We start from the raw sequence: 13,907 nt of genomic DNA, 5'->3' as shown, positions 1-13,907 counted from the left end.
TCAGCTCTCCTCTCCGAGCCGAAGCACCTCTCCGAGGCGCAACCGGCGGTTGTTCAGGGCCTCGACGGCGACCGCGAAGCCGAGGGCGACCGCCCCGAGCGCGAGCACCGCGGCGACCAGGCTGGGCTCGAAAGCCACCCGGACCGGCACACCACTGGTGAACGCGGACAGGCCGAGCACCGGGTTGAGCAGCAGGGGCAGCACCGCACCGACCAGCGCGCCGGTCAGCACCGACACCGCGACCAGCGGGGTCAACTCGACCAGCAGCAGCCCTCGCCACTGCCGGCGGGACAGGCCGAGGGTGCGCAGCCGGGACAGCACCTGGCCCCGGGCGCGCGCGCCGGCCAACACGGTGAACGCGATGGCCAACAGCCCGAGCACGGTGCCGCCGATGGCGCCGGCCACGAACCCGAAGGCCAGCACCCCGTTCGCCCCGCCCTCGCCGAGATCCCGGCGGACCTCCGCCCGGGTGTCGACGGTGACTCCGATCATCCGTTCCCGACCGGTGACCGTGCCGTCCCGCTGGTAGCGCTCCTGCCCCTGGTCGCCGGCGACGCGCAGCGCCTCGGCGTCCAGCGGGTCCCCGGCGATCAGCAGGCTGGTCGGCACGGGTGTGGTGGTACGCGTCGGCAGGGCCTGCCAGGGCAGGATCACGAACCGGCTGGCGTTCGCCGCCAGCATCGGGAAACCGTCAGCGGTGCCGGCCACCCGGAACTCGTACCGCTCGCCCTGCACAGAGATGAAGGCGGAGTCGTCCAGCTTGGCCTTCGCGAGGTCGGCGGCGACCGCCGGTGAGACGATCGCCGGCAGCGGCCCCGGGCCGGGCGCGGCGGTGCGCAGCGCGGCCGGAATCGACAGGTCCACCTGGGAGTCGCGGGCCACCTTGTCCAACCCCGAGCCGTCAACCAGCAGCACGTCCGTCTGCCCGATGAAGGCGTCGGTGCCGACCTCGTCGGACGCCAACCGCTCATCGTCCTCGTACAGCACCCGGGTGACGGCCCGGACCCCCGGCAGACGGCCCAGCTCGTCGATGGTGTCGGGTGCGAAGCGCTCCCCGCGGATCACCGCGTCGGCGGGCACGATCTGCGCGGCGGCCCGTTCCCTGCTCGCGTCGATGCCGGCGGCCACGACCGCGCAGAACGCCGCGGTGCCGATCGCCAGTACCACCACGACCAGCGGGGCGGCGACCGCCGCGCGCCCGGCGCGGGCCGTGCCGAGGAACGCCACGCTGCCCCGGGTCCGCGCGGCCAGCCGGCTGACCAGCAACAACGGCCAGGGGTACGCGCGCAGCGCCAGCACCGCCGCCGCGATCGCGAGGAGCACCGGCACCGACACGAGCAGCGGGTCCACCTCGCCGAGCGTCAGGCCACGCCGACGCAGCAGCACCGCGGCGAGCCCGGCCAGGAGCAGCAGGGAGACCTCGACGGTGAGCCGACGGGCCGACGGGCGCACCCGGATCAGGTCCCGGCGCCCCGCTCCGCCGGCCGGTACGGCCAGTGTCGCCAACGGCAGTGCCAGCGTGACCAGCACGGTCACGCCGATGACATAAGGCGTGGTCGGATCCGGGGCACCGGGGAACAGGGTGCCCAGCCACCAGCCCACCACTGCGGCGACCGGCACCACCAGCACCGACTCGGCGAGGCTTCGCCGGGCGCCGGCGGTGGCCCCACCCCCTCGGGCGCGCAGCAGCGCGAACTCCGAGCGACGTCGTCTGATGGCGAAACTGGCCGCGAGCACGATGAGCCCCGCCAGGGTGGCCAGGACACCAGCCGCGATCACCGCGAGCAGGGTCCGGACGGCGTCGATCTGGGCGGCGAACGCACGCAACGGAACGTCGACACCCTGGGTCAGGGTGAGCCCCGTCGGCAGGTTGCGCTGCATCACCTGCAGGCCGTCGATCATCTGGTCCAGTTCGCGTGCGTCGATCCGGTCGACGCCCAGTCGGTACCGCCAGTTGGACTGGATCGGCCAGCCCTCGGCGGCCCGCTTGTTGAGGGGCGACTGCGCGACGACGCCGACGATGACGAACGGCTGGCCATCGCCCTGCGGTTCGATGATCCGCAGCAGCTGTGGCAGCCCGTCCCAGATGCCGTTGGCGCGGTCGACGGGGCGGAACAGCCCGGTCACCACCAGCGGGACACCGTCGATGAGTCTGCCCTTGTCATCGGTTCTGCCGATGCGCAGTTGGCTGCCGGCGCGCAGGTTGAGCTTGCGGGCCACGTCGACGTCGAGCGCCACCTCGATCGGCCGGTCGGGAACGTACGTCTCGCTCGGCCACGTCCCCTCGACGAGGGTGCTCGCTCCCTGAATGTCGGGCATGGCCCGCAGGCTCATGTCGACCAGCAGGTTGCGGGCCGCCAGGTCCGGCCCGACCACGCGGGCCTCTGCGGTCTGGACGCTGTACCACCGCTCGGTCACTGCCGAACGCACCGGCGGCGGCATCTCCGCGGCCAGGGCGTCGAACCGTTCGGCGGCGTCGCCCATCGCCGTCCGCCGCGACGTGGCGGGCTCAATGCTGGTGGAGTACGAGATGTCCCGGCGGGCGGCCGGCTCGCTGTTGAGTTGCGCTCGCAGCCCCTGTTCGGCGAGCCGGTTGACCAGCCGGGGCACTCCGCTGATCAGCAGCGTGACCACCAGGGTCAGCACCGCCAGCAGCAGGAACTGCCCCCCGTACGCCCGGACCCGCCGGACGGCCGCCCCGACGCTCATCGTTCTCCCCCGATTCGCAGCTGCACCGCCGCCACCCGCTGACGGATGCCGGTGGCGATGAACGCGCTGAAGGCGAGCGCCGCCAGCAGCAGACCGACCGCGGTCAGGCCGATTGGCACCCAGGGCAGCACGAACGCCGCCGGGGGTGTCGGCCGGCCGGCGGCCGGGGTGAGGATGACCAGTGGAGCCATCGTCGCGCCGACCGCGGTGCCGAGTAACAGCCCGACGCCCACGCCGATGCCGGCGAGGAACGTCTGTTCGGCGAGCAGCGCCCGAGCCATCAGCCGGGGCGTGGCGCCGAGGGTGTGCAGGACCGCGAACTCGCCGAGCCGACGCCGCGCGGTGGCCCACACGTCCACCATCAGGCCGACGAGGGCGAGCAGCACCGCGCCGAGCGCGGCGGCGAGCATGCCGGTACGCGAGCCGCGCCAGTACGGGTCGTCGGCGGCCGCCTCGATGGCCGCCTCCCGGTTGAGCAGTGTGATGCCCGGGAGTGCGCTGACCGCCTGGGCGGCGGCGTTCGCGTCGGCGGCGCCGACCCACCATTCCGGTACGGGTCGCACCGCGCCGCTACTCCGGATCATCGCGTCGACCGCGGCCGGCAGGTCCAGCAGGACGCCCTCGCCGGTGGTGGCCGGCACGGCGTCCAGCTCGCCGACCAGGTGCACCGGCAGCGTCGCCCCGGAGAGGGTCAGGTCGACGGTGTCGCCGACGCGCAGGCTCAGCGCGTTGCGGACCCCGGGGGTCATCAACACCGGTATGGGCTTGTTGTCTCCGCCCGGCACGACAGCGAACCGGGTGGGCGGCTGGTACGCGAACTGCCCGCCGGGGATCACGTCGACCGCGCGCGCCGCGGCGAACCCGGCGCCGGTGGTCCGTACCGGCATGGGCTCCTGCCCGAGGGCGGTCACGGCCCAGTCGCCGCCCAGTTCGGCCGGTTGTTTCGTGCCGTCGGCCTTGACCACCGTCAGCCCGTCCACCTGGAGCTCGTAGGAGTTGCCGGCGGCCAACCCACCGTCGGCCTCGAAGCCGGCCAGCCGCAGCCGCGCCCCGCCCAGGTCGGGCAGTCGTGCGGTGAACGGGGTGGCCCGGCCGTCGCTGTCGGCGTCGGCCGCCGGCAGCCGCAGGGCGAGCCCGTCGGGGGTGGTGACCAGCAGCGTCACAGCGACCTTCAGCGACCGGGCGGCGTTGCTCACCGGGGTACGGATCGTGCCGGTGATCTCACGCGCCCCGGCGGGCAGTTCGACGCCGGCGGGCTCTCCCCGCGCGCCGACCATCCTCCGGTACTGCTCCGACGCCGATCCGTCGCCGAGGCGGTCGGCGAGCCGGACGACGCCCGGGGCGCTGGCCGGGTCGACACCGATCACGGTCGCCGGCAGGTTCTCCCGCCCGACCCGGATCTCGTCCCGCCACGCCGGCAGCACCCGGTCGACGCTCGGCAGCGCGGCGAGTTCACCGGCCCGGGTCGGTGGGGCGCCCCCGGTCCGTTCGGTCACCCGGAGGTCGGCGCCGACCGTGTGGCCGGCCTGCTCGACCTGGGACCGCTCGCCGGTGCTGATCAGCGACCAGGCCAGGGTGCTGCCGCCGACGGCGAGGGCGAGCAGCAGCACCGGGCCGGCGTGGGGACGCCGGCCGGCCTGCCACATGCCGAACATGGTGGCGGTCCAGGGGCGTCGGTCGACGAACCGCTCCGCGAACCGGGTGAGCGGCGGGAGCACCCGCAACGCCAGCACGGCACCGGCCAGCACGCCGAGCGTCGGGGCGGCGACCAGCAGCGGGTCGAGCCCGAGTTGGCCACCCGAACCGGCCAGCGGGGAGGCGTACCGGCGCAGCTGCACCCAGGCGAGCACGGCGAGCGCCACGAGCACCAGGTCGACGCTGGCGCGTTGGACGCTCGCGGCCCGGTTCGGCCGGGATCGGGCCGCCATGTCGGCGACGTACGTCCCGGCGCCACGCAGCGCCGGGAGGACCATGGCGACGAGGCAGCCGGCCGCGGTGGCCGCTGCCGCCGCCCAGACCAGTGTGGTGTTGCCGCCGGCGGTGGAGAGGTCACCGGACCCGCCGGGTCGGATGTACCGCAAGGCCTCACCGGCGATCAGCGGACCGAGCACGGCTGCCGGGGCGACCACCAGTGTCGCCTCACGGGCGGCCAGGCCGGCCAACTGCCGACGGGCGGCGCCGCGGGCGCGCAGCAGTGCGGTCTGCGGGCGGCGGTCCTCGTGCAGCAGCGCGGCGACCAGCACCAGCGCGTACCCGGCGAGCACCAGAATGAGCAGGAGCGGGGTGGCCAGCGACGAGCGACCCACCAGGTCGGCGCGACCGATCCGGTCCAGCAACTGCGGCATCTTGGTCACCGTCTGCCCGGAGCTGCCCAGTTGGGCGGCCTCGGGCACGGCCGAGAGCGCCTCGGTGAGGGCTTTCCGAACGGCGGGCAGGTCGGCGGTGTCGACGGCGCCGAGGTCCGGTTGGGCCAGCCAGGACACCGACACCGAGCCCGGGAAGGTGGCCGCGAAGTCGGCCGGGTCGAGCGTGAACGGCCCGTAGGAGGTGCCGGAACTGGCACTGCCCGCCCCCACCCCGGGGGCCAGCAGCCAGTACGCGTCCGACGGGTCGCGGGGCCGCCAGGTGCCGGCGAGCACCAACTCCCCGCGTCGTTCGGTGGCCCGGTCGCGCACCGGGACGCGCTCGCCGACGGTCAGGCCGAGGGCGCCGGCGACCCGCTCGGGCAGGCTCACCTGGACGGGGTTCGCTCCGGGGCTGGGCCAGGCTCCGCTGGTCAGCTCGGCGTGGCTGGCGAGGTCGGCGAGCGTGGCCAGGTTCGCGAAGACCGGTTCGTCGGCAGTACGCGGGATCTGCCCGAGGTCGCCGGTCAGTTCCCGGCCGGTGCCGTAACGGGCGGCGGTGACACTCACCGGGACGCCGCCGAGCCCGGTGGCGAACTCGGCTCGGACCGCCTTGTCCCGGGTTGCGAACTCGGCCGTGTCCCGCCCACCCGAGCCACTGACCAGAAGGCCGCGCTCCTCGGCGGGCGAGGCGGCGACCAGTGCCCGCTGCCCGGCGTCCACCGCCCGACGGTTGTAGTCGGACAGCCCCGTGACCAACGCGACGGCGACGAGGGCTGCGATCACCGCCGCGACCAGCAACCCTCGCGCCTCGCGGGCCCGCCTCCACACCAGCTTCATCCGACGCCTCCCCTGGCCCTGGCGGGCCGACGACCATCAAGACAGGCCACCTACCGGGAAAGGTTCGCGCCCGTTACATGATCGTTATTACGGGAGGGGTCAGGTCGGGCCGGCCAGCGCGCCGGGGCGGCTAACTGCCGCCTCGAAGGTTGCGGATGCCGAACACCACCGCGCCGAGTACGAGCACGACGCCCAGGAGTTGAAGGCCAGGCGAGTCGTCGGCCTCCCCGTGCACGATTCCGGCGACGCCGAGGGCGACCACGAGAACGGCGGCGACGGTCAGGGCGTACTTCATGGGGTTTCCTCCTCGACCCACTCCAGCAGGTCTCCGGGTTGGCAGTCGAGCACTCGGCACATCGCTTCGAGGGTGCTGAAACGGACCGCCTTGGCGCGGCCGTTCTTCAGCACCGCCACGTTGGCGGGGGTGAGCCCGACGCGCTCGGCGAACTCGCCGACGCTCATCTTGCGCTTGGCCAACTCCACGTCGATGCGGACGACGATGGGCATCAGATCACCGCTTCCATGTCGGTCCGCAGGGTGGTGGCCTGCCGCAGCAGCGCCCGCATCACCACCATGAGGAGCCCCAGCACCGTGACACCCATGGTCAACAGGAACAGCAGGATCGGACCGCCCGGGTCGTCCGCGTTGAAGCCGACGTAGAGGAAGACACCCACGAGGACCAGCCACCCCGCGCCGATGGCCCAGACGATCAGGTCGACCCACTTCAGGGAGGCCTCGGTGAAGATGCGGTCGTTCTTGACCATGTTGAGCAACTGCCACGTGGACACGATCACCACTTGGACGCACAGCACCCAGAACACCGTCACGGCGGTCAACGGCCACCGGAGGTAGGCGTGCTCCGGCGACTCCTGTGCCATGTGCGCGAACTGCCCCGGCAGTGAGAACGTCTGGAACCCGATCAGGACCACAAACAGGACCCCGAGTACGACTCTGAGAGCGGCTACCGCTCGATGCTCCGTAACCATGCATCGAGTTTCGCTCGTTACCTATCGAAAGTCAATCGGTTGCTGGGGCGTTGGCTCCCGCTCACGACGACGTCGGCCCGGGCGCCGGCCTCGCCTTCTGGGGGTAGAACGTCTCGTGACGGGCCAGCATGGCGACGAATTCGCCGATCTTGCGCTCACGGGTCTCCGCCCGCTTGACGGCATTGAGGCGATGGATGAGAGCGAACCGGTTGGCCTTGGTGAGCACGTCGAGCATGGCCTGGGCGGCGGGCTCGGCGGCGATGGCGGCGAGCAGGTCGGCCGGCACCTCCGCCTCCGACGGCGGGGCGTAGGCGGCCGCCCACCGCCCGTCCGCCTTCGCGGCGTCCACCGCGGCGCGGCCCGCCGGCAGCATCCGCCCCTGCTCCTCAAGCCGGGCCACGTTGGCGACGTTGCGTTGGGACCACGAACTGCGGGACCGACGCGGAGTGAATCGGATCCAGGAGGACTCCTCATCCCGCTTACGGGCCTGCCCGTCGATCCAGCCGACGCACAGGGCCTCGTCGACCGCCTGTTGCCAGGTCACCGTCGTGACCGTGCCACCCTTCCTGGTCAGGGCCAGCCAGACGCCGGGCGACGTGGCGTGGTTGGCCGACAACCATGCCCGCAGAGCCTCGGCGTCCGCGACGATCAACTCATCCAGCTCTGTGCTCGCCATGACGGCAGGCTAATCGCAGCGTCCGACGCTACGGCTCCGCGCTTCCAGGCCGGAAGAGTTCGTCTGGCGTCGGACGATCTGACGTCGTACGATCGGGCGGTGAAGACCCTTCCTGCCCCCGAGCCGTGGACGGCTGCCCTTCCCGAGGCGACACCGCCACCCGACATGGCGATCTATCAACTCCCCACGGGCACCTACGAGACGCGAGCGGCATTTGCCCTTCGCGGTGGCTCGTTCCGTGACAAGCGGCAGTTCGCCGCCACCGCCATCCTCGTGCGGCACCCGAAGGGCGACTTCCTCATCGATGCCGGCTTCGGGGCCGACGTCGCCGCGCACGTCGCCATGCAGCCGCGCTTCGCCCGCGCCCCCTTCCAGAGCACCCGAACCGTGCACGAGCAGCTCAATGACAGCGGTTACGACCGCCCCAGGCTCCGCGGGGTGTTCCTGACGCACTCGCACTGGGACCACGCGAGCGGCCTGGACTCGCTCGACCTTCCGGTCTGGATGAACCGGGGCGAGCTTGAGTACGCCGTCAGCGACGGTGACGGAAAGGTCTTCCGCGCCGTCTCGCCCGGCCACGAGATCCGCGAATACTCCTTCGACGGCCCCGCGTACCTCGGCTTTTCCGCGAGCTTCGACGTCCACGGCGACGGTTCCCTGGTGCTGGCGTTGGCCGGCGGCCACACGACGGGGTCCGTGGTCGCGTTCGTGACCCTTCCGTCCGGGCAGCGCTACGCGTTCATCGGGGACCTGACCTGGCAACTGGACGGAGTTCACCGGCGGGTGGAACGCCCCTGGCTGCTACGGGCCCTCGCCGACAGCGACGCCGAACAGGTGCGACAGGGCATCCTGCGATCGGCCGCGCTGACCGAGCTGGTGCAGGTCGTTCCGGCCCACGACCGGCGCGCCTACGAGGGAATCCCGCTGCTGTCAGGTGCGGCGCGATGACCGCTGGACCGGCGCCGTCGCTCGACTCCGAGATCACCTGGCTGTTGCATCGCGCCGCCCAACGGATGCACGTGGTGACCGGTGAACAGGCCGAGAGGCACGGCTTGCACCTGCGGGACTACATCGTGTTGAGCGCGCTCGACAAGACACCCGGGCTGACCCAGGTCGAGCTGGCCAGGACCCTCGGGCTCGACAAGACCACGCTGATGACCCAACTCGATCGACTCGAACAGAAGAATCTCGTCGTACGCCACTCCGATCCCCGCGACCGCCGGCTGCGCATTCCGGCGATCACGACCACCGGCGAGAAGGTACGGGCGCGGGTCGCCCACGCCAGCGAGGAGGCGGAGCGGAACGCGATGGCCGGCTTCAATCAGGCCGAGGTCGACGTGTTCCGCCGGATGCTCTTCGCGATCATCGGCACGGCGGTGGACCCGGGGTCGTGCCTGTGATGCTCGGCGAGCACAGGTAGCTCGGCGCTCAGGCGTTCTCCTCGTCGGGAGATCGCTTGGCGCGGCTCGGCTGCACCCGCTTGGGCTCGCCGGGCATCTTCGGGTGGTCCGGCGGGTACGGCAGGTCGCCCTGACCGGCGGCGGCGTCCCGCTCGGCCCACTCCAGCAGCGGGGAGATGTCCCACGGTGCGTCGTCGATGCCGGCGTGCGGATCACCTCGCTCGGCGAGCCGGGCCGGCACGGTGCGCAGGTCGAAGTCGTCCGGGTCGACATCGGGTAGCTCGTCCCAGCTGACCGGGGTCGAGACGGTGGCACGCGCGTTGGCCCGCAGCGAGTAGGCGCAGGCGATTGTGCGGTCGCGCGCCATCTGGTTGAAGTCGACGAAGACCCGGGTGCCGCGCTCCTCCTTCCACCAGGCGGTGGTGACCAGGTCGGGGTTGCGGCGCTCCACCTCCCGGGCCAGCGCGATGGTGGCCCGGCGCACCTCGGTGAACGTCCAGCGGGGTTGGATGCGCAGGTAGACGTGCACGCCCCGACCGCCGGAGGTTTTCGGCCAGCCGGTCGCGCCCAGCTCGTCGAGGAGCGCGCGGACCTCGCCGGCGGCCCGCGCCGCGTCGGCGAAGTCGGTGCCGGGCTGCGGGTCCAGGTCGATGCGCAGCTCGTCGGGGCGGTCGACGTCGGCGGCCCGCACGGGCCACGGGTGGAAGACGATGGTGCCCATCTGCGCCGCCCAGGCCACGTGCGCCAGATCGGCCGGGCAGAGCTCCGACGCGTTCCGACCGCTCGGGAAGGTGATCTGCGTGGTCGTCACCCAGGGCGGCACCCCCCGGGTGGGCACCCGCTTCTGGAAGAACGCCTCGCCCTCGACACCCTCGGGGAAGCGTTGCAGGGTGGTCGGTCGGTCCCGCAGAGCGCGCATGATCCCGTCGCCGACCGCGAGGTAGTAGTGGAAGACGTCCGCCTTGGTGAACCCCCGCTGCGGGAAGATCACCCGATCCGGACTGCTCAGCCGGACGGTGTGCCCGGCCACCTCGACCTCGGCGGCCGCAGCCTTGGTGCCACCCATCCCGCGACCTTATGCCACGCCCCCGACGTTCGACGTACCGTTGAGGGGTGAGTCTTGACGACAACGAGCTGCCCCGTACCGACGAAGAGTGGCGGGTCCGACTGACCCCCGAGGAGTTCCACGTCCTGCGGGAGGCCGGCACCGAACGCCCGTGGACGGGCGAGTACGTGGACACGAAGACCCAGGGGGTCTACCACTGTCGCGCCTGCGGGCTGGAGCTGTTCTCCAGCGACACGAAGTTCGACTCGCACTGCGGCTGGCCGAGCTTCGACGACGCCATCCCGGGCCGGGTCAAGGAGATCGAGGACCGCACCCTCGGCATGGCGCGTACGGAGATCCGCTGCGCCCGCTGCGACAGTCACCTCGGGCACGTCTTCCACGGCGAGGGCTTCACCCCGAAGGACACCCGGCACTGCGTCAACTCGGTCTCCATCAAGCTGGAACCCCGCTGACCCGGACACCCAGGGCGTGACAGTGCTCAGGGCGTACCCGTACCCCTGAGCAGGTCGACCTCGGCGGTCCGGGACTGCTCGATCCGCCGGGCCAGGTCGCGGACCCGTTCGTTGCGGCCGACGCCGACGTGGGATCGGGCCAGGTCGGCGGCCGATCGCTGGTGGTCGGCGAGCACGTCGCGCAGCACTCGGTCGACGTCCGCGTCCGGCGCGGTCCGCAGCCGGTCGAGGGCGGCGTCGTCGCCGTGCCCGTCGTGGTGGTGTGCGGCCGCGCTGGCACCTGGCCCGGTCGTGGGCAACCAGCCGCGCATGGCGGCCAGTTCGTCGGCCTCGGTCGCCTCGACGGCGGCAGCCAGGGTGCGCAGCGCGTCGTCGCGCACCCGGTCCCGGGCCAGCCGGACGATCTGCAGGGTGCGTTCGCTGTGCCCGACCATGGTGCTCAGAAACACCACGTCGATCCCGCTCATCGCGTCCGCCTCGATCGCGGACCCGACGCCCGCGGACCCGGCACCTGCGGACCCGGCCGCCGCCGAGCCGACCGGGGACGCGGGGGCCGGCTGAGGCAGGGCCGACGGGCTCGACGTGGGAGATCCGGCGCAGGCTCCGGTGAGCAGCAGAGCGGCAACGAGGGACGCCAGCGGGGTATGGCGGGGCATGCCGGTTGCTCCGTTCACGCGAGGGCGGCGACACGGGTGCGACCAGGGGCCGCACCCGTGTGCGGTCAGACCTTGAGCCAGAGCGCCGGTACGTTCGGCGGCTCCCAGCCCGGGATCGCGGTGTGCGCCTGCCGGCAGCGGTACGTCGCTCCGCCGTAGGTGACCTGGTCGCCGACCTGGTACGCCCGACCCGTCGTCCAACTGCCGCCCGGCGCGGGCGGAGTGGTCGGCGTGGTGGTCGGGGTGGGCCGTGGGGTGGGTGAGGTGGTGGGGGTGGGCGTCGGGTTCGACCCTCCGCCGCCGATCTGCACGTCGATGCAGGAGTAGAAGGCGTTCGCCGTGTCGGAGATGTTCCACACCGCGAGGATCTTCTGCCGGCCGGAGAAGCCGCCGAGATTGACGTTGTGCGACACCGTGGCGCCCGGCTGCTGGCCGTTGCCGTTGACCACGCCGACCCGGGTGTTGCCGATCCAGTACTCCCAGTTGCTGGTGGCGTGCCGGGCGGTGTTCACCCAGGTGAAGGTCAGCGAGCTGCCCACCGAGGTGGCCGGCCAGCCCCGACTGTCGTCGTTGAGGACGGCGAACTGGGCGATTCCGGCGTTGCAGCTGCGCAGGCCCTTGGGCCCTTCGACGCTCTGCGGCTCGTACTTGATCTGCCCGCAGTCGGGCACCCGGCCCTGCGCGCAGAGCGCCTGCCGGCTCGGTGGGGCGGAGACGTAGCCGTGCGCCTGCGCGGGGGCGGCGACGGTGAGGGTGGCGGCGACGGCGCCCGCCGCCACCAGCGGGACGGTGACTCTTCGGCGCATGGGGGCAGCTCCTTCTCCAGGGTCCGGTGGGTGCCCTCAAGGTAATTTAAACATTGTTAACAGTAAAGACTCCGATCGATAAATCCATCGATGACGACAGTTTTCCTTCTCAGAGTCGGAGCAGGCTGCCCCGGTCGTCGACCTGGTCGGCCGACTCGTCGTCCAACCAGACGCCGCCGGTGCCGAGGTAACGGAACCGGTACTCCCCCGGCGGCAACTTCACCGTCACAGTCCTGGTGCCGTCGCGGCGGGCCACCAACTCGTGCCGGCCCGGCTGCCAGCCGTTGAAGGAGCCGACGACGCTCACCGGGCCGGGCGGGACATCGCGGGGAAGGCAGAAGGTGACCCGGGTCTGGTTGCCGAAGAGCTTGTTGCGCTTGATCACGGTGATCCTCCGGGGGTTGCGGCGGTTCACCCGGCATAACGGGCAACACGCCGACGCCGACACGCCGCGGTCGTGGCCAGGCGTCGACGTTCCGCCCCCACGCCAGGGTCACCTGGGCGATTCTGTAGGTACTTGTCCATTTAACGGAGGTTTTCGGTGGCAACCTGCGAAGTCTGCGGCAACGACTACTGGATGGCGTTCGAGGTGCACACCGTCAGCGGCGACGTGCACACCTTCGACTCGTTCGAGTGCGCGATCCAGCGCATGGCACCGATCTGCGAGCACTGCCAGGTCAAGATCGTCGGGCACGGTGTCGAGGTCAACGGCCGTTTCTTCTGCTGCGCACACTGCGCCCGCGCCGTCGAGGGCGCGGTGGGCGCCGAGATCCGCGACGCCGTCGGCGCCCGCCCGGCCTGACCGGCGCCGCCCGGCCGCGGGCCAACCGGAACACCAGGCTGGGGTACGGTCGTCGCCATGCGGCCGTTCCTGGGCGTCCTGCCCCCGCCGCGCTCCTGAGCGGAGCGCCGCGCCTCTCGCCGACCGGGTGACCTGACCCCGCTCGGCCACCCTGTCGTACGCGCTCCGTCGACGTCGTCCCCGTCAACGGCTCACCCTTCGGAGCGCTCCCGTGTCCACGACCCGCACCGCGCTGCCGGCCGCCTCGGCCGCCGGCCACGCCGCCCGCAGCGGCCTGATCCAGATCACCGTCACCGGGGTGCTGTGGGGCACCACAGGCGTGGCGGTGCAACTCCTGCGCGAGAGCACCGGGCTCAGCCCGGTGAGCATCGGCTTCCACCGCCTCGCCATCGCCGCGCTCGTGCTGCTGGCATGCACCGCCGGCCGGCTCCGCACGATCGTGACCACAGTGCGCGCCGCACCCGTACCGCTGCTGCTCACCGGCGTCGGCCTCGGCCTCTACCAGGCGCTCTACTTCGCCGCCGTGGCCTGGGCCGGCGTCAGCGTGGCCACCATCGTCAGCCTGGGCCTGGCACCGGTGCTCGCCGCGGCCTGGGAGTCGGCCCACGCCCGCCGGCTCCCAGGCCCGCTGCGACTCGGCACGCTGGTCGCGGCGGTGGCCGGCCTCGTCCTGATCACCGCCGCCACCGAGCACCCCGGCGCGGCGGCGCCCGCCCCGCTGCTCGGCCTGCTCGCGGCGGCCGGCTCCGGCCTCGGGTACGCGGTGACCACCCTGATCAGCCGTCAGGTGTCGCAGCGCACCGCGCCGATGACGCTGACCACCATCTCCACCGTGGTCGGCGCGCTGACCCTGGCGCCGTTCGCCCTGGTCACCGGGGTCAGCGTGCCGGTACGCCTCGACACCGTGACGCTGCTGCTGCACCTCGGCGTGGTCACCACGGCGGTCGCGTACGCACTGTTCTACGCCGGGCTGCGCACCACCCCAGGCAGCGTCGCGGCAGTGCTCACCCTGCTCGAACCGCTCACCGCCGCGGCACTGGCGGTGGCGCTGCTGCACGAACCGCTCCCCCTGCCGGTAATCGTCGGCGGTGTCCTGCTGCTCACCGCCGTGGCCGCCACCTACCTCGCACCCGACCGGGCGGACCGCCGGTGAACCCGCCCGACCTACCATC

15 protein-coding genes are annotated in these 13,907 nt (G+C 72.3%); 5 read left to right on the top strand and 10 right to left on the bottom strand.

Annotated features, from left to right (window positions below; genetic code table 11):
• The 6 genes from MED15_RS22895 to MED15_RS22875 form a co-directional block, all read right to left on the bottom strand.
• Positions 1–2,709, bottom strand: a complete 2,709-nt coding sequence (locus MED15_RS22895; protein ID WP_112736895.1) for an FtsX-like permease family protein — start codon at positions 2,707–2,709, stop codon at positions 1–3.
• Positions 2,706–5,891 carry an ABC transporter permease gene (locus MED15_RS22890; RefSeq protein WP_112736893.1) on the bottom strand — a complete coding sequence of 1,062 codons (3,186 nt, stop codon included), beginning with the start codon at positions 5,889–5,891 and terminating at the stop codon, positions 2,706–2,708. The genes MED15_RS22895 and MED15_RS22890 overlap by 4 nt, the downstream gene beginning before the upstream one ends.
• A gap of 130 nt (positions 5,892–6,021) precedes the next feature.
• Complete coding sequence (locus MED15_RS33595; protein WP_167457709.1) at positions 6,022–6,186, bottom strand: hypothetical protein; 165 nt, start codon at positions 6,184–6,186, stop codon at positions 6,022–6,024.
• Positions 6,183–6,398, bottom strand: a complete 216-nt coding sequence (locus MED15_RS22885) for a helix-turn-helix domain-containing protein (RefSeq protein ID WP_030336216.1) — start codon at positions 6,396–6,398, stop codon at positions 6,183–6,185. Before MED15_RS22885 ends, MED15_RS33595 begins: the two co-directional genes overlap by 4 nt.
• Positions 6,398–6,877 (bottom strand): DUF2975 domain-containing protein, encoded by a 480-nt coding sequence (locus MED15_RS22880; RefSeq protein ID WP_112584946.1) that lies wholly within the window; start codon positions 6,875–6,877, stop codon positions 6,398–6,400. Before MED15_RS22880 ends, MED15_RS22885 begins: the two co-directional genes overlap by 1 nt.
• A gap of 61 nt (positions 6,878–6,938) precedes the next feature.
• Positions 6,939–7,553, bottom strand: a complete 615-nt coding sequence (locus MED15_RS22875; RefSeq protein WP_091400680.1) for a YdeI/OmpD-associated family protein — start codon at positions 7,551–7,553, stop codon at positions 6,939–6,941.
• Between the two features lie 99 nt (positions 7,554–7,652).
• Here MED15_RS22875 and MED15_RS22870 point away from each other — a divergent pair, with 99 nt between their 5' ends.
• On the top strand, positions 7,653–8,501 hold the full coding sequence (locus tag MED15_RS22870; RefSeq protein ID WP_244220545.1) for an MBL fold metallo-hydrolase: 849 nt from the start codon (positions 7,653–7,655) through the stop codon (positions 8,499–8,501).
• The gene (locus MED15_RS22865) at positions 8,498–8,953 is read left to right on the top strand and encodes a MarR family winged helix-turn-helix transcriptional regulator (protein ID WP_244220544.1); all 456 of its coding nucleotides are present in this window, start codon (positions 8,498–8,500) and stop codon (positions 8,951–8,953) included. The genes MED15_RS22870 and MED15_RS22865 overlap by 4 nt, the downstream gene beginning before the upstream one ends.
• A 28-nt stretch (positions 8,954–8,981) precedes the next feature.
• On the opposite strand, the gene ligD is transcribed toward MED15_RS22865, so the two are convergent.
• On the bottom strand, positions 8,982–10,019 hold the full coding sequence (gene ligD, locus MED15_RS22860; protein WP_112699336.1) for a non-homologous end-joining DNA ligase: 1,038 nt from the start codon (positions 10,017–10,019) through the stop codon (positions 8,982–8,984).
• A 47-nt stretch (positions 10,020–10,066) separates the two neighbouring features.
• On the opposite strand from ligD, the gene msrB reads away from it, so the two are divergent.
• Positions 10,067–10,471, top strand: a complete 405-nt coding sequence (gene msrB / locus MED15_RS22855; protein ID WP_091400676.1) for a peptide-methionine (R)-S-oxide reductase MsrB — start codon at positions 10,067–10,069, stop codon at positions 10,469–10,471.
• A gap of 26 nt (positions 10,472–10,497) precedes the next feature.
• Here the strand turns inward: msrB and MED15_RS22850 are convergent, their stop codons facing one another.
• The 3 genes from MED15_RS22850 to MED15_RS22840 all read right to left on the bottom strand — a co-directional run bounded on the left by MED15_RS22850 (position 10,498) and on the right by MED15_RS22840 (position 12,318).
• The gene (locus tag MED15_RS22850) at positions 10,498–10,938 is read right to left on the bottom strand and encodes a DUF305 domain-containing protein (protein ID WP_258399425.1); all 441 of its coding nucleotides are present in this window, start codon (positions 10,936–10,938) and stop codon (positions 10,498–10,500) included.
• Positions 10,939–11,192: 254 nt separating this feature from the next.
• Positions 11,193–11,933, bottom strand: coding sequence for a lytic polysaccharide monooxygenase (locus tag MED15_RS22845; RefSeq protein WP_112736889.1), 741 nt, complete (start codon positions 11,931–11,933; stop codon positions 11,193–11,195).
• Between the two features lie 109 nt (positions 11,934–12,042).
• A complete protein-coding gene (locus tag MED15_RS22840; protein WP_112737007.1) occupies positions 12,043–12,318 on the bottom strand; it encodes an isoamylase early set domain-containing protein in 276 nt (91 codons plus the stop codon).
• Between the two features lie 156 nt (positions 12,319–12,474).
• On the opposite strand from MED15_RS22840, the gene MED15_RS22835 reads away from it, so the two are divergent.
• Positions 12,475–12,735, top strand: a complete 261-nt coding sequence (locus MED15_RS22835) for a Prokaryotic metallothionein (RefSeq protein WP_091400670.1) — start codon at positions 12,475–12,477, stop codon at positions 12,733–12,735.
• A 211-nt stretch (positions 12,736–12,946) separates the two neighbouring features.
• Positions 12,947–13,888: a DMT family transporter gene (locus MED15_RS22830; RefSeq protein WP_112584934.1), complete on the top strand. Its 942-nt coding sequence runs from the start codon at positions 12,947–12,949 to the stop codon at positions 13,886–13,888.
• The last annotated feature ends 19 nt before the right edge of the window (positions 13,889–13,907 follow it).

Source organism: Micromonospora noduli, from assembly GCF_003264475.1.
Classification (GTDB): Bacteria; Actinomycetota; Actinomycetes; order Mycobacteriales; family Micromonosporaceae; genus Micromonospora; species Micromonospora noduli.
This window is presented reverse-complemented; position numbering and strand designations above follow the sequence as displayed.